Origin of the sequence: Longimicrobium sp., from assembly GCF_035474595.1 — a bacterium.
In the GTDB taxonomy this organism is placed as follows: domain Bacteria; phylum Gemmatimonadota; class Gemmatimonadetes; order Longimicrobiales; family Longimicrobiaceae; genus Longimicrobium.
The window spans coordinates 1-15,658 of record NZ_DATIND010000048.1 but is presented as its reverse complement, the minus strand read 5'-3'; the positions used below and the strand labels follow the sequence as shown (position 1 = coordinate 15,658).

General features: G+C 72.7%; 12 protein-coding genes. All 12 read right to left on the bottom strand.

The annotated features are described in order from the left end of the window. Positions 1-85: 85 nt before the first annotated feature. Positions 86-1,603 (bottom strand): hypothetical protein, encoded by a 1,518-nt coding sequence (locus tag VLK66_RS09425; RefSeq protein ID WP_325309147.1) that lies wholly within the window; start codon positions 1,601-1,603, stop codon positions 86-88. Beyond that, positions 1,603-2,469, bottom strand: a complete 867-nt coding sequence (locus tag VLK66_RS09420) for a hypothetical protein (RefSeq protein WP_325309146.1) — start codon at positions 2,467-2,469, stop codon at positions 1,603-1,605. The genes VLK66_RS09425 and VLK66_RS09420 overlap by 1 nt, the downstream gene beginning before the upstream one ends. Then, positions 2,466-3,632 carry a hypothetical protein gene (locus VLK66_RS09415; RefSeq protein ID WP_325309145.1) on the bottom strand — a complete coding sequence of 389 codons (1,167 nt, stop codon included), beginning with the start codon at positions 3,630-3,632 and terminating at the stop codon, positions 2,466-2,468. The genes VLK66_RS09420 and VLK66_RS09415 overlap by 4 nt, the downstream gene beginning before the upstream one ends. Continuing rightward, the gene (locus VLK66_RS09410; protein WP_325309144.1) at positions 3,629-4,810 is read right to left on the bottom strand and encodes a hypothetical protein; all 1,182 of its coding nucleotides are present in this window, start codon (positions 4,808-4,810) and stop codon (positions 3,629-3,631) included. The genes VLK66_RS09415 and VLK66_RS09410 overlap by 4 nt, the downstream gene beginning before the upstream one ends. A 4-nt stretch (positions 4,811-4,814) precedes the next feature. Beyond that, the gene (locus VLK66_RS09405; RefSeq protein WP_325309143.1) at positions 4,815-6,194 is read right to left on the bottom strand and encodes a hypothetical protein; all 1,380 of its coding nucleotides are present in this window, start codon (positions 6,192-6,194) and stop codon (positions 4,815-4,817) included. A 34-nt stretch (positions 6,195-6,228) separates the two neighbouring features. Then, on the bottom strand, positions 6,229-7,314 hold the full coding sequence (locus VLK66_RS09400) for a hypothetical protein (protein WP_325309142.1): 1,086 nt from the start codon (positions 7,312-7,314) through the stop codon (positions 6,229-6,231). 157 nt (positions 7,315-7,471) lie between these two features. Further along, entirely contained in the window at positions 7,472-9,133 is a 1,662-nt protein-coding gene (locus VLK66_RS09395) for a hypothetical protein (RefSeq protein ID WP_325309141.1), read from the bottom strand. 79 nt (positions 9,134-9,212) lie between these two features. Beyond that, the gene (locus tag VLK66_RS09390) at positions 9,213-10,697 is read right to left on the bottom strand and encodes a S8 family peptidase (protein WP_325309140.1); all 1,485 of its coding nucleotides are present in this window, start codon (positions 10,695-10,697) and stop codon (positions 9,213-9,215) included. Beyond that, a complete protein-coding gene (locus VLK66_RS09385; RefSeq protein ID WP_325309139.1) occupies positions 10,690-11,547 on the bottom strand; it encodes an IPT/TIG domain-containing protein in 858 nt (285 codons plus the stop codon). The genes VLK66_RS09390 and VLK66_RS09385 overlap by 8 nt, the downstream gene beginning before the upstream one ends. Then, positions 11,544-11,771 carry a hypothetical protein gene (locus tag VLK66_RS09380; RefSeq protein WP_325309138.1) on the bottom strand — a complete coding sequence of 76 codons (228 nt, stop codon included), beginning with the start codon at positions 11,769-11,771 and terminating at the stop codon, positions 11,544-11,546. The genes VLK66_RS09385 and VLK66_RS09380 overlap by 4 nt, the downstream gene beginning before the upstream one ends. A gap of 5 nt (positions 11,772-11,776) precedes the next feature. Continuing rightward, positions 11,777-12,898, bottom strand: coding sequence for a hypothetical protein (locus VLK66_RS09375; RefSeq protein WP_325309137.1), 1,122 nt, complete (start codon positions 12,896-12,898; stop codon positions 11,777-11,779). Positions 12,899-12,902: 4 nt separating this feature from the next. Continuing rightward, the gene (locus VLK66_RS09370) at positions 12,903-15,239 is read right to left on the bottom strand and encodes a hypothetical protein (RefSeq protein WP_325309136.1); all 2,337 of its coding nucleotides are present in this window, start codon (positions 15,237-15,239) and stop codon (positions 12,903-12,905) included. Between the last annotated feature and the right edge of the window lie 419 nt (positions 15,240-15,658).

Sequence of the window (15,658 nt, the reverse complement as noted above, 5' to 3'; positions counted from 1 at the left end):
CGATCCTTGTCATCTCACGCGGAGACGCGGAGACGCGGGAGAGCTCACCGCGATCACCGCTTCTCCGCGCCGCTGCGTGCGTTCATCAGGGCGGCGTGGCCGCGACGGCTTCCGTCGCCGGCGCGGCCTCCGCCGGCGCTGTCGTGGTCGTGGACGCCGGAGTCGTCGCGGTCGTCGCGCCGCTTCCGCCCGAGGCGCCGCTTCCGCCCGAGGCGGTGGTGCCGTCGCCCACGGTGTTGTTCTGGCGCTGGCGGAGGGCACGGGCCTCGTCGGAGTTCGGGGCGGGCGCGGGCTGCGCCTGCGGGATCGCCTCGAAGGCGGGGTGCGCGGTGCGGCGCTCGTCGGCGGTCAGCAGGTTCTCCAGCCGGGCCTCCGTCTCGGGCACCATCGACTGCGCGCGGATGTGGCGGACCGCGCCCGCGCCGGCCATGCGGTCCAGCGCGATGGGCTCGGTGTGGAAGCCGATGTCCACGCTGGAGCGCAGCCCGGCGCGCAGCGCGATGTCCTCGCGGCTGAACTGCTCGTCGCTCTTCACGTAGCCCACGGTGGCCTGGATGTTGGCGCTGGCGCCCCACATCCCCATCCCGAAGCTGGCGCTGCCGCCGGTGGTCACCCGCGTGTCGGCGCGCTCGGCGGTGGTCTGCTCGGCGGTGCTGCGCGCATCCACCTGCAGCTCCATCGAGGCGCGGATCCGCCCGTCGTCCACCACGATGCGGTTCATCCCCATCAGCAGCATGGTGGAGAGCATGGACTGGCGCTCGCGGGCCAGCTTGCGCTTCACCAGCGGCACCAGCGTTTCGCCCAGCTCGTCGTCGTCCACCGTCGACACCTCGTCGTCGCTGGCGTCCAGCGCGCTCTTCAGCTCGTCGGCGTCGGGCATGTCGGCGCCGTCGTTCAGCGCCAGGCGCGGCGGCTGCCCCTCGGCGATCACCACGCGGAACGCGGGGAAGCGCTGCGCCACCCAGTCCATGGCCCGCCCGTCGGTGATGCTGCTGGAGGCGAACTGGCTGGTGCTCATCCCCACCGCGCCCAGCAGGTCGGCATACGCCTGCAGCTGCTGGATGGTGGAGGTGGTCATCGCCGAGAAGACGCCGGTGATCAGCGAGTTGACGAAGCCGGGAAAGTCGATGGCATCGCGCGTGGCCCGCAGCACGCCCGCCGCCGAATTCACCGCCGTGCGGCGATGGATGTCCCCCGCCGCCTGCCCGCTCGCCATCGCCCCGCGCGGAGTTTTCGATCGGGGGGATGGAGATGGAGACACGGCCATCCCCGCGGCCAGGGCGGGAGAAGAATCCGAAGACTCGGAAGATGGAGATCCGGACGACGGAGATCCGGACGACGGAGATCCGGAGGACGGACGAGATTCCATCTCCCCGCCCTCTGTCCCCCGTCCCCTCTCCCCTGTCCCCTGCCGTCCCCGCCGCGAGATCTCCCCCGTCAGCCGGTCCTCCGCCTCCATCAGCTCCGCCGCGGCGGCGCAGACGCGCACCATGCCCTGGGCGATGCGGCGGCGCAGCGCGGCGTCGCGCCGCAGCTCCGGCGTGCCTTCCACCACGCGGCGGACGGCGCGGCGCACGGTCTCGAGCGTTCCCGCGGGGCGCATCACGCGGCTCCGGCCGCGGCGCTCCAGGCTTCCGCGTCGTGGACCACCTGCGCGCCGCGCGCGATGCGCACGGCGCCGGCGTCCAGGCGCGGCGCTTCGTCCGCGATCCAGCCCACGATGCGCATCCCCGCCTGCGCGCGCTCCAGGTGCGGCTGCGCGTCCACCATGCGCCGCAGGAAGCGCGGCGCGTGGCGGGTGACGATCGTCCACGGGCTCCCGCCGCCCATCGCGCGCACCACGTCGCCATTGCGCAGCACGCCCAGCGCGGCGCGCACCTGCCCCACCACGTCGCGCGCCGCGAACCCGGCGATCCCCACGCCGCGCGAGGAAAGGACGGAGCCCAGCGCCTGCGCCTGCACCGCCGCGCGCGCCTCCAGCGCCCCCGTCCCCACGTCCGCGCGCGAGCGGCCGAGCGCCACCAGCGTCTCCACCAGCGTGGCCAGGAGCGGCTCGACGGCTTCCCCGGTGGAGGCGGCGCCGCCCAGCACGCGGCCGAAGAGCGCGAGCCGCTCGGCGCCGGTGAAGCGGTGCTCGCGCGAGCGCCAGAACCGGATCAGCTCGTGCACGGCGGCGCCCAGCGGCTCCATCACCGCCCCGGTCGCCACGCCCTCCGCCAGCGCCTCCACGAAGGGGAGGAGCCCGGCCGCCTCCAGCTCCGCCGCCCAGTAGAGGACGCCGGAAACGCGGATCTGCGCGTCCACCAGCCGCCCGCCGGTGAGCGGCGGAAGGTCGATCACCCCCAGCGCGGCGGGGCCGTAGCGCGTGCCCACCGCCTCCATGTGGCGCGCCATCGCCTGCTCGGCGTAGGCCAGCCCCGCCTCGGCGGCGGCGCGCTGCGCGGGCGAAAGGAGCGCGGGAGAGCTCATCGCTGGGCCCGCTCGTTCACCGTGCCGATCTGCACCTGGCTGGCCATCTTGTCCAGCGGGAAGGTCTCGCTCTTGAAGTTCACCCGCACCTCGCCGGTGAGGTTGGCCTTCAGCTGCGCCTTGCTCTCGCTGGTGTCGTCCACGCTGGAGGAGACCACGGTCTTGTGGTCGCTCAGCGCGGAGCTGGTGTGGTCGTCGCTGAACCAGCCGCCGCCGCTGGTGGTGGACGAGCTGGCGTCCTGCTGCGTGTCGTACAGCGAGGCCCGGGCGCGGCGGTTGGCGCTGTCGTTGGCCTTCACGTCGAACACCACCTTGGCGTTGATCAGGCCGTCGGTCACCACGATGCGGTTGATCCCCAGCAGCACCATGGTCGCCAGCTGCTGCTGCCGCATCTTCGCCATCTCCAGCTGCGCCTGGCGGAGAAGGCGCGCCTCGCCCTCCTCCTCGTCCACGTCGAACGCCTCCTTCAGCCCCAGCGTGGTCTTCACGTTCTCCAGCGCCTTCTCCTCGTCGTCCAGCCCGGAGCGCAGCCGCAGCCGCGGCTTGCCGCCCCCGGTGTCGACCGAGAAGGTGTCGGGAAAGCGGTCGCCCAGGTAGTCGCGCGCCTGGTTCTGGGAGATGTGGTCCGAGGCGAACTGCTCCACGCTCTTCACCACCCCCTCCAGCAGCTTCCCGTACGCCTGCATCTGCCGGATCGACGAGTCCACGATGGAGGTGAACACCCCCTCGATGAGCCCGGAGACGAACTTCGGGAAGTCGACCGAGTCCACCAGCTCCTTGAAGGCCTTCGTCCCCGCCTCCATCCCCCCCGCCTTGAAGTCCTTGCCGACCACGTCCTGCTTTCCCGCCAGCCGGTCGCCGGTCTTCTGCGCGGCCGTCTTCTCCTTCTTCTCCTCCAGCGGCTCGGCCAGCGCCGCGCCCTCCGCCGTCACCGGCGCGGCGCCGTCTTCCGCCACGGCGGGGGGAGATGCGTCGCCGGCGAGCGCGGGCTGGCCGGCGGTGGGGTCGGCCAGGAAGGCCACCACGTCCACCAGCCCCTGGGCGATGGACCTGCGCGTCTCGGGCGGCACCTCGCGGAAGGCGCCGGTGCGCTCCAGCAGCGCGCGCACCTGGCTGCGCACCTCGTCCTGCTGCTCGGGGCGCAGGTTCTCGATGGGCTTCATGCGGTCCTCTGCGGGGCCGGAGCGGCGGGGGCGGGCGCGGGAGCCGCGGCGCGCGGGGCGGTGGGCGCGCCGGGGGCGGCCGCGGGGGCGCCGCCGGCGCCGCTCATGTAGTTCATCTGGTCGAACTGCAGCTTGTCGAGCATGCGCTCGGGCGGAATCGTCTCGCTCTTGAAGTTCACCCGCACCTCGCCGGTGAGCTGCGCCTTCATCTGCGCCTTGCTCTCGCTGGTGTCGTCGATGGCGCTGCGCACGGTGGTCGTGTGCGCGGTCTTGGCGTAGCCGGCCGCCGCGCCCCAGCCGAAGTGCGTCGTGGCCGCGGCGGCCGCCTCGCTGGAGTCCCGGTCGTCGATGTCGGCCGTGGCCTTCCGCGCCGCCTGGTCGCTGGCCTTGATGTCGAAGATGACCTTGGCGTTGATGCGGCCGTTGGTCACCACGATGCGGTTGATCCCCAGCATCACCATCAGCGCCATCATCTTCTGCCGCTGCCGCGCCAGCTCCAGCTTGGCCGCGGTGATGAACTTGCGCTCGCTCTCGGCGCTGGAGAGGTCCACGCGCTCGCTGCTGCGCGCGAACTCCTGCAGCGCCGCGGTGTCGCCGCCGTCCTCGCTCGCCGGAACCAGGCGTCGGGTGCCGTCCTCGTCGCGGTCCACCTTCACCAGGCTGGGAAAGCGCTGCGCCACCTGCTCGCGCGCCTGGTCGTCGGCGATGTGGTCGTCCGCGAACTGGCCCACGCTCTTCGCCGTCGCCGCCAGCAGCTCGCCGAACGCCTCCATCTGCTGGATGCTGGCGTCGACGATGGCCTGGAACACCCCCTGGATCAGCCCGCTCACGAAGGCGGGGAAGTCCACCGTCTGCACCAGGTTGCCGAACTCCTGCACCCCCTGCTTCATGGCCCCGGCCTCGAAGTCCTTGCCCACCTGGCCGGGGGCCTGGGCCAGGCGCTTCTTCAGGTCGTCCACCGGGGCCGCCATCCCCGTGCTCCCCGGCGGGTCCGCGGCGTCCAGCCAGCCGGGGTCGCGCGAGAGGTAGCTGGCCACCCGCTCCATGTTGCGGGCGAACTTCACCCGCTCCGCCGGGTCCAGCTGCTGCCAGGCGGCGGACTGCGAGAGGATGTGGCCGACCTCCTGGCGAACCAGGGGAAGGTCGTCGGCCGGGGGCGCCGGGGGGGCGGTGTTCATGGCGTCAGCGCGCGGCGGCGGGGGCCGGGGCCGGGGCGGTGGATCCGCCGGCGGCGGGTGGGGTCGAGCCCGCTCCTCCTCCGCCGGCGGGCGCGCCCGCGCCCGCCGGCACCGGGGCGCCGCGGCCCGCGCTCCGCACCCGTTCCAGCTTGAAGATGTCGCCCTCGCTGGCCAGCTTGTTCAGGTCCACCGTCTCGCTCTTGAAGTTCAGCGAGACCTCGCCGCGCAGCTGCCCCTCGGCGCTGACTTCGGCGTTGGTGACCGAGTCTTCCTGCTTGGTCAGGTAGATGACGGGCGCGGTGGCGGTCTGGTACGTTCCCTTGCTCCACCGGTCGCTCTCGCCCGAGGCGTTGGACGAGTAGGTGCCGTATCCCTGCGTGTAGTAGCCGCCGGAGCCCGACTTGTAGCTCTCCCCCGTCTTCGAGCCGCTCTCGTACTCGGACTGCGACACGGTGCTCTGGCCGTAGTTCTTGTAGTCGAAGTTCTGCGCGTGGGTCGTCTGGCTGTCGCGCGCGCGGAAGTCGAAGCGCAGCTTGGCGTTGATCTTCCCGTCAGTCACCACGATGCGGTTGATCCCCATCAGCAGCATGGTGGCCAGCAGCGTCTGCCGGCTGCGCGCCAGGTCGTTGCGGGCGGCGGGCACCAGCTTGTCCTCGATGGTCTCCTCGTCCAGCTCGGTCACGTCCTCGTCCAGCCCCAGCTCGTCCTTGAAGTTGGGAAGGTCCATCGACCCCGCGTTCGCCCGCGGACCCACCCTGGGCTGGCCGTCCACGATGTTCACCTGCATGAGGGTGGGATACTTCCCCACCAGGTGGTCGCGCCCCTGGTTCTCGCTCACGTTCTGGTCGCGGAAGTCGGAGAGCGACATGGCCACGGACTGGACGAGCTCGCCGTAGGCCTTCATCTGCTGGATCGACGCGTCGACCACGGCCTGGAAGACGCCCTGGATCAGCTCGGCCACGAAGTTGGGAAAGTTCACCTCGCGCAGCAGCTCGCCGGTCTGCTGCACCCCCATGGCGATCCCCGCCCCGAAGTCCTTGGACGACTTGGGGCCGATGTTGTCGTCGCGCCGCTGCGTGGCGCCGCCGCTCCCCTTCAGGAAGGCGCCGCGCTCGGTGGTGGTCACCCCGCCCTGCTGCCCCCCGCCGGGCGTGGGGAACGGGCTTCCCGACGGGCCCATGGGCACGGCGAAGGGATCGCCCGCGGCGGCGGCCTGGCTCAGCCGGTTCTCGGCCAGCGTCCCCACGATCGCCGCGGTGTTGCGCAGGATGGTCTCCCTCTCGCCCGGGGGCAGGGAGTGGAAGGCGGTGCTCCTGGCCAGCATGTCGCCCACCTGGCGCTGCACCTCCTGCTCGTGCTCGTACCGGCTCGGTGCGGTGGTCATGGCTCGCGCTCTCCTCCAGGCGCCGCTCGGGGCGTCAGGCGTGGTACGGGTCGGTGTGGGCGGGCGCCGCGGCGTGGTGCATGCCCGGGTTCGTGGCCTGGCGGCCCTGCTGCGTGTAGCCGTTGGGGCGGATGTACAGCGAGCAGCGGGTGGCGCCCGCGTTGGGCGCCGCGCGGAAGCTCACCACGCTGATGGAGCCGGGCCCCTGGTCCCACTCGTCGTCGGGGGTCAGCGCCTGCGTCCAGCGGTTCAGCTTCCGGAGCACGTCCGGCCGCTCGCCCATCGCCATCTTCAGCAAGTCGAACATCTGCCGCGGCGGGTCGGGCATCCCGCCCACCAGCACGTCCAGCTTCATCTCGATCCCCTTCTCGGTGTCGCGGAGGCCGAGGATGACGGAGCCCTCGGGGAGGACGAAGCGCCCGCCGAGGACCACGCCGGCCGAGGCGAGGAGCGCGGGGAGCTGGCTTCCGACGCCCAGGCGGTGCATCAGCGGCTCCAGGTCGAGCAGGCGCAGGTCGCCGCGGTGGAAGAAGTACAGCCGCTGCGCCCCCCGCTGCCGCCCGCAGGCGATGGAGGTGAAGATGGGGATGAGCCCCGGAAGCGCGGCCATGGCCACCCGCGCCACGTGCTGCAGGTTGGCGGGAAGCCCGTCCACCTCGCCCGGTCGCAGCTCGTAGTAGACCTTGGATTCCTGCACGCCCGACGGGTCCACGCCCAGGCCGAACCAGGCGCCGAAGCGCGCGTTTCCGTGCAGGCCGGAGCCGCGGAAGGGCTCGCTGCGCTGGTCGAACCAGCGCAGCGCGGCCGAGCCGAAGTTGCCGGCCACCACGCGGCGCATCTCGCGCCCGGCTTCCTGCTGCCGGGCGTGCGCGCTGGCGCCGGGGCCCAGGGGCTCCAGGTCCAGCCGCAGCGCGTCGGCGGCGGTTTCGCTGAAGGAGTGCTCGATCGGCGTGTATCCCGGCGTCAGCTCGTTCTGCCCGTAGCGCGGGTCTCCCAGCGGGAGGTCCAGGCTGCGGTCCAGGAGCCCGCCGATGATGTCGCCCGGGTCCGGCGTTCCCAGCCGGCGCGAGGCGATGAGGAGGCGGCGCCGGGCCACCTCCGCGGCGCGAATGGTTGCCATCTTGGTCCTCGAAGGCCGTGGGTTGGGGAGTGCTGGGTTCCTAGTGCCTAGTGCCTAGTGCCTAGTCCTAGTGCCTAGTGCCTGGTGCGTAGTGGTGAGCCCTAAGTCCTGAGTACTTGGTACTTGGCACTTGGCACTTGGCACTTGGCACTCCGGCTCAGATCTGCGGGACGGCGGGGAGCGCCCCGCCCAGACCCACCTGCTCCAGCGCGTTCCTGACCACCGCCGCGCGGTCGCCGCCGCCGTTCATCCCCAGCCCCGACATGGGCGCGAAGGCGGGAATGGTGGGCTGCGACTTCAGGTCGACCGGGTCGGTGTACTTCTGCACGCTGGCGTCGGGGGTGCCGGTGACGGCCAGCCAGCGCTCCACGTTGTCCACCAGCAGCGGGTCGGCGAAGAGCGCGGCGCTCGCCACCGCGCTGCTCGACGACAGCTGCGGCGCGTGCTCGGCCAGGAAGCGCATGATGTTGAAGCCGGCCTGCGCCATGGTGCGGTAGCGCACCGTGTTCACGCTGCCGCCCAGGTACATCCCGCTCAGGCGGTCCACCAGCTGCAGGTAGTCGCTGGTGCCGTAAGCCGAGAGGATCTCGGCCTGCTGCAGCATGTCCAGCACCTGCTGCAGGAGCTGCTGCGTCTCCACCGCGGCGAAGTGCGCCACGCCGAAGCCGTGCAGGCTCAGGTTCACCGCCAGGTCGCGCGCCGACTTCAGCGCCTGCTCGGCCGTGGCCGACTTGGGCATGGTGGTCACCACCTCGCGGTTCAGCACGCTCACGATGGAGAGGAAGCGGATCCACAGGTCGCTGAACTCGCGGTTGGGCAGCAGGTTCTGCGCGTTCCCCTGCGCCAGCCCCAGCACGCGGCCGTAGATGGACCGGCGCTCCACCTCGGTGAAGCGGTCGGGCGCCCCGCGGATCCAGGTGAACAGCCGGTCGCCCGCCGGCCCGCGCGAGATGGGGATCATGCCGATGGTGAAGTGCTCGGCCACCTTGTCGGCCACCGCGAACAGCTTCATCTCCTCCAGCATGGCCGCGCGGTAGAGGCCGGCGACGGCGATCACGTTGGCGGCCACGATGTCCACCGCGGTCCCCGCCTCCAGGTCGATGTCGCGGATGTCGATGTCGCTGGCACTGCCGTCCACGCGGCTGCTGAGCGCCTGCGTGAGCGCGGTCACCACGAAGCGGCGGATCTGCGGGTTGTCGGCGCTGATGCGGTCCTCGATCAGGCGTCCGGCCACCTCGGCCAGCAGCCGCGTCTGCAGCGTGGTCTCCTCGGCGTCCTCCGTCTTCTTCCCCTCCTCCAGCAGCACGCGGAACACCTCGCGGAAGAGCGCGCGATTGGAGTTGAAGCGCTTCACCGCGTCGGTCACCGCCTCCACGAAGCGCTCCACGATCAGCACGATCTCGCCGTCCGATTCCGCGGGGGGAACGAAGATGTCGTTGGGCCCCGGGCTTCCCGTGGCCGCGCGCCCCAGCGACGGGTCGCCCAGGTTGCGGGAGAGGAGGATGCCGTAGACCGAGGCGAACAGCACCTTCTCGTCCAGCAGCAGGTCGTCGTAGGTCCGCGCGTGCGGCGACGTCCCCTTCTTGCCGAAGCCGCTGGGGAAGTCCCTGGCGCGAACGGTGGCGCTGCGGTCGGAATCGAACGAGAAGTCCTTCCGCAGCAGGAAGAGGACGGCGGAGTACAGGACCTGGTGGCGCCTGTTCTCGGCCTCGGTGGGCTTCACGCCGCCCGGGCCCGGCTTTTCGCTGGCCGGTACGGGGGTGAAGATGTCCGGGTAGTGCTCGATGCACTGCGTGGGGGTCGGGGTCGCGGCGGCCATGGCAGGGGTTCCTCCTGTCCGGGAAGTTGTCGTTGTCGTCGGGTGACGTTCAGCGGGAGACGGCTCGGGGTGCGGCGCGCTACGGCGAGCGCGCCGCCGGGGAGGGCTCGCGCACCGGCGCGGGGCGGGCGGCGTGCCCTTCGCCGTCGCCGGCCGACAGGTCGCGCTCCAGCGCCTCCACGGCCGCGCGGGCGTCCAGGATCCCCGCCCCGCACCCGGCGGCGTCGGCGCCGCGGGGGAAGGGGCGGGCGGTGCGCTTCAGCAGCTCGCGCACTTCCTCGCCGCCGATCGGCTCGCTGTAGCGCGCCGACCGCGCGGCCACCAGCGCCGCCACCCCCGCCACCAGCGGCGAGGCGAACGACGTCCCGGTGTTCAGCTGGTATCCGCCGACGGCCGTCGACGGGATGCTCTCCCCCGGGGCGCACAGGTCCACGTGGTCGCCGCGGGTGGTGAAGTCGGTCGGATGCTGATCGGGGCCGACCGCGCCCACGGCGATGACGCCGTCCAGGCACGCCGGGTAGTAGCGCGCGGTGCTCCCGCTGTTGCCCGAGGCGGCGACCAGGATGCATCCCCGCCGTCTGGCATAATCGACGATCTCCTTGTGGGGACGGGGGTCGCGCTCGCGCAGCGAGCTCTCGGGGGTGCCGAAGGAGAGGTTCAGCACGCGGGCGCCCAGATCGACCGCCATCTTCACGGCCAGGTCGATGTCCATCAGGCTTCCCATCGCCGTCTTCGTCTCCCGCCCCACCATCTGCGCCCCGGCCAGCGCGCGCGCGGGCATCACCCGCACCGCCCCGCCGATCCCCTTCGGCAGCCGCTCGCCCTTCGCGGCGATGATCCCGGCGCAGGCGGTGCCGTGCCCCACCTCGTCCTGGGGCGACTTGTCGGGGCGCGAGAAGTCGCCCACCAGCCGCATCGTCCGCGGCACCTGGTCGTCGGGGAGATCCACGGTGTCGAACCCCGGCCGCAGCGCGCCTTCCAGCTCGGGGTGATGGAGATCGATCCCGCTGTCCACGACGGCCAGGATGAGCGCGCTGTCGCCCGGCTCCATCGCCAGCGCCTCGGCGGCGTGGATCATCCGGTGCGCGTACCACGGATCCTTGGGCACCGGCCGCGGGGCGCCGTATCGCTCCACCGAAATGCGGAACGGGGTGACGGCGAGGTAGACGGGGCTGACGGACTCGATCACGCTCAGGCCCCCCACGTGGTCGATCAGCGCGACCAGGTCCGCCTCGGGATCGACGTCGATGCGGAACATCCGCGCGAGGCCGGTCTCGTGCTCCAGGTCGCTCCAGCGGTGCTCGCGCGCGCCGGGGTTGCCGATGCGCGCGGCCGGCGCGAAGGCGCGGACCACGCGGAGCGCGGGGGAGAAGCGCTTCACCGCGCGGTCCAGGTGCCCGCCGTCGAACGAGAGCGGGGCGACCGCGAGCCCCGCGGCCACGTCGGCGCGGTGGGGGACGCGCTCGGGGGCCTCGCCCGGGGCCACGCGGACCAGGACTCGGCCGCGCAGCGCCTGCCGGCTCCGCTCGGGAGCCCAGGGGCGGTCCGGTGCCTGGTCAATCATGCTCCGCTCCGTTTCCGGCGGGCACCGCCATCAGCGGCACCGCCAAGGTCTCGCCCGCGTGCCGGATCGCGGCGCCCGGGTCGCGCAGCTCCGCGGGGGCGCGGAAGTCCGCCGGCAGGTCGTAGAACCCCGTCGCCATCGCCCCGCCCACGCTCACCTCCACGCGCCCCTCGCGGTGGTGCGACATCGGGCGCACCAGGAGCGAGGTGGGGGTCGATTCGAGCACCTCCACCGCCTCGCCGGAGAGGCGGACCTCGAGCGCCTCGTCGCTGTCGAGGTTGGCGCCGCGCACGCGCAGCAGCTGCTTGCCGTTGCGGCGCACCGGCTCCACGCCGGTCACGGAGGGGCGGGCGGCCTGCAGCAGCGCCGCCTGCAGGCGCATCATGGGCACTCCCGCGAAGGTCTCCACCGTCTTGCTGTCGGTCTCGGACGAGAGGCGCCGCAGCTGGCCCACCGTACGCACGCCGATCATCTCCAGCCGGCGCCGGTCCTGCTCGCTGAAGCCCTGCTCGCCGGGGAGGTCCTGCAGCCCGCGCGGGTCCTCGTCCATCCCCAGGGAGAAGGTGTTCTCTTCCACCATCTCCTTGGTGATCGTGGTGAAGTTCAGGTGCACGGTGCTGGCGCCTTCCTCGTTGGGCCCGGCGTGGCGGACCAGCACGCGCCCCGCGGCGTCCGATTCCCAGAACACCCGCAGGTCGATGCTCAGGTCCTTGATGGCGAAGGTCAGCGGCCGCCCGGTGCGGGCCTTCAGCGCCAGCCCGTCCTGCGCGCGGTCCAGCTGCGCCGAGAGCGCCTGCACGAACTCCTCGACCGGGAACGCGCGTCCGCCGCGCGGCGCCTGGCCGTTCACGGTTCCCCGCTCACCAGCAGGAGGCGGAGCCGCCCCAGCGGAAGCCCGCCGAAGCCGGTGCGCAGCATCCCGCGCGGGAGCGACATCTCCACCTCGCCGCCGCGGACGATGCGGGCCTCGATGGGCAGGTCCATGCGCACCTCGGTGACCTCGATCCCCAGCCCGGGAACCTCGGGGTGCTCGCCGGCGAAGGCGCCGGCCAGATGCGTGATGAGCTCTTCCACGCGGGTCACGGCGCACCCCCGGCCGGAGCGGCGGCGGGGCGCGGCGCGGCCGGGGCGGCCTCGCCCGGGCGCTGCAGGCGGCTGTGGCGGTTGATCAGCTCGATGGCCTGCGAATCGGCGAAGCGCTCCAGGTTGAAGGTCTCGCTGCGGAAGCGGATGGCGACTTCCCCGACGAGGTTGGCCTTGATGGCCACGTCGGCCTGCGCGTTCACCGATACGGTGGAGACCTTGGTCATCACCGCGCCCTGCGACCCGGCGTCGCGCCCGGCGATCCCGCCCTGGATGGCGGCGCCGACGTCCGCCACGTCGGCCTTCACGCTCTCGCGCGCGCTGGCGTGGAACTGCAGCCGCGCCTTGATCTGGCCGTCCTGGATGACGATGCGGTTGATCCCCAGCAGCACCATGGTCGCCAGGTTCTGCATCCGCTCCTCGGCGATGTTGCGCTGCCCGGCCTCCAGCAGCGCCCCTTCCGCCAATTCCGCGGTCAGCTCCTGCCCGGCCAGCCCGTATTCCGCGAGCCAGGCGGGAGAGCCGGCGTCGTCCTTCTTCCGCGGCTTCAGCGCGGGGCTTCCCCGCTCCCCCGCCCTGGGGACGACCACCACCAGGTCCGCGGGGTGGCGCTCGGCCAGCCCGAAGCGCACCTGGTTGGGGCTCACGTTCTCGCGCCCGAACTGCTCGGTCGTCTGCGCGAGCGACGAGACCAGCTTGGCGTACTCGCGGATCTGCTGCGCGGTGGCGTCCACGATGGCCTGGAAGGTCCCGTGGATCAGCTCGGCCACGAACGACGGGAAGTCCACCGCCTCCAGCGCCGCCCGCGCCCGCTCGCCGATGGTCTCCGTCCCCGCGCGCGCCGGCGGCGCGGCGGGAGCTGGCGACGGCTGCGGCTGCGGCTGGCCGGGGGCCAGGCCGCCCTGCTGCATGCGCTGCAGGTCGGCCGGCGTCTCCAGCGGCATGGCGTAGGGATCGTACGCCGCCGCGGCCGCGAGCGCGGCGGGGGCCAGCGCCGATTCGATGCGGCGGAGGTCGGCTTCCAGCGCCTGCCGCTCGCCGTGCGCGAGCGCGGCGTAGCCGGAGGACTGGCGGATGCTGCGGGTGGCTGCCAGGGCCGCCGCGGCCTGTGTGCTCATCGCGTCAGACCAGCGTGTAGGTCGTGGCGTCGTCGAAGTCCGCGCGGTTCGCGTGGAGCGCCGACAGCCGGCGTTGGAAGCCGGTCCCCGCCGAGGCGTCCACCATCCGCTGCAGCAGGGCGTCGCGGGTGGGGATCGTGACCGGCGAGCGCGCGCCGATGCCCCGCAGCGCGGCCACCATCGCGGCGTGCGTGCGCGGGCCCCAGCGGCCGTCGGCGCCCAGGTCCGGCGCCTGGCTCTGCTGGAAGGCGCGGAGGTCCGCGTGCCCCAGCGCGGCCAGGGCGGCGCGGCGCTCCTCGTCGGTGCGCACGGGGCCGCAGTGGCGCAGGATCCACGCGGTGCCGCCGCCGATGCCCATGTGGATGCAGCGGTCCCACAGCATGGCCAGCGCGCGCGCGTTGTCGAAGCCCAGCCAGCGGGCCACGCGGAGGCTCGGGTCCACGTAGTCGGTGATGGCGATCTCGTTCTGCGCGTAGGTCACGTGCGGCACCCGCCCCGCCGCGCGGAAGCGCGCCGTCCACTCCGGGTGCCACAGCGGCTTGCCGCCCACCTCGGCCACGCGGGCCTCGGCGTCGTGCGCGCAGGTGACGTCGAGCAGCGCCTGCCAGGCGGGTCCGAACAGCGCGGCGAAGCGGTGCTCGGCAGGGAGCGCGGCGCCCAGCGCGTCCTCGCGGCGCTTCACGGCCTGCAGCACGCGCCCCAGCGAGCCGCTGCGCTGGGTGAACTGGATGAACCCCCAGCTCAGGCCGATGTGGGTGCGGTGATAGGCCGGGTGGTGGGGATCGTTGTACTCGTTGTCGGGGTTGATGGCGGCGTATCCGTCCGCCCCGCTCTCGGCCTTCGCCACCACGCGGAGGATCCGCACCTTCTCGGCGATGTCGAGGGGAACCACCGCGAGCGCCTGCACCGCGTGGCCCACGGGAAGCGGCGAGTCTTCCGGCTCCTCCTCGCTGTAGCCAGGGTCGCGCCCCGTCGAAGCGGGCTGCGCGGTGCCCTGCGCCTCCGCGCCCACCTCCGGCTCCGCGACCGCGACGCCGCCCTCGGAATCCTCCGCCGACGGATCGTAGCCGCCGCCGTAGACGGAGCCGTACGCGGGCTCGAACGACGGGGGACCGTACGCGCCGCCGTAGCCGCCGCCGTCCTCGTACGGCGGCTCCTCGTCGCCATCTCCCGATCCGTCGCCGGCGGAGGCGCCGGAGGCGTTGATCTCCGCGGCGTCCTGGTAGCCGCCGGCCAGCTCCTCGTCCCCGTCCGCGCCGGCGCCGTAGAGCGCGGCCGCGTCGGGGTAGCCGCCGTACGCGGCATCGTCGTCGTCCTCCTCCGCGTCGCCGTGGACGCCGCCGTAGCCGTCGGACGCGGGCGGCTCGTCCTCGCCGTACTTGCCGGACGAGGTGCCGTGCGCGTAGCCGGCGTCGTGGCTCGACGGGTCGTCGTACGTGTACGTCCCCGAGTCGGCGGGGCCTTCGGCGGACTGGGGATAGGAATAGGCGGTGGCCGGCTCCTCCTCGTACGGCTCGTACGTCCCCGAGTCGGCCGGGCCTTCGGCGGAGTGGGGATAGGCACAGGCAGAGGCCGATTCGTCTCCATCCGCCTCCCACGTCCCCGAGTCGGCGGGGCCGGCGTCGCTCAGCGCGGAGCCGGAGGCGGCAAGCGCGGAGCCGGAGGCGGCCACGTGCTCGTCGTCGCCGTACGCGTCGTTGCAGCCGGCACCCGCGTCGTGCGACCCATCCCCCACCCCTGCCTGGCTGGCCATGTGGCCCTCGCCGGCGGGCGCGCCGTCCTGCCACAGGTCCTTCGGATAGCCGTCGTCGTAGTCTTCGCCCTGGCGGGGCGCGGCCTCGGCGGCGCGGTAGGCGGCCAGCGCCGCGTCGCCGCCCCAGGTGAGCGAGGCGGAGTCCACGGCGCCGTACGCGTCGGGCGGCGGGGGGAGGATGCCCAGGCGCGAGCGGTCCAGCCCGCGCCCGGTGAAGTCGCCCGCCACGCCGATGAAGGGGATGCGCTCCAGCCCGTCGGGCGAGATGGAGAACTCGGGCGAGCCGCCATACGCGGTCTCGTAGGTGGCCAGCGCGTAGTAGATGCGCTGCGACCCGGCGAAGCGGCGCAGCTGCTCGGGGGGGATGAACCAGGCGGTGTGGCCGCCGGGCGCGCGCATGAGCCCCTCGGAGCGGCTGGAGTAGAAGTTCCGGGGCGAGCGGTAGCGCTGCCAGTCGGTGTGGAAGAGGCGCGGGTCCGTTGCGCACGCCACCTCGAAGCAGCGCGCCGGCGGCACGTTCACGGCGAACGAGGCCACCGGAAAGCGGTCCGAGATCTCGGCGCGGCAGGGCACAATCTGCGTTTCCATGGGAGCGACCTGGCGGGGGACGGGATGCGGTCCGGGGAGAGCGTCGGGCACCCCCCGGAAAGGCAGGCGCCATACCGTCCCCCGCCCCGCCCCCGCGGATCGCGGTCGGAGATGCAGGAACTCGTTTCGGGAGATGAAGTTGGGGAGATTCGGTTAGATGGAGAGATGAAGATTCATCGCCTTCGAATCCCCCATTTCTCCATGCACGTCCGGGCAGTGGATGCCCGTCCCGCCGTGGCCGCTCATGCAGATGCGATGAGAAAGAGGACTCCCGCAGAGAGACGTCATCCTGAGTCGAACACCGCGCTGCGCGCGACCACGGAGGATGAAAGGACAGTGGTCGTGAGCGCTGATGCCACAGAATGAGCGGATCAGCCTCGCGCAGTTTGCGAGGCTTCCCGTAGTTGTTGCTGCGACTT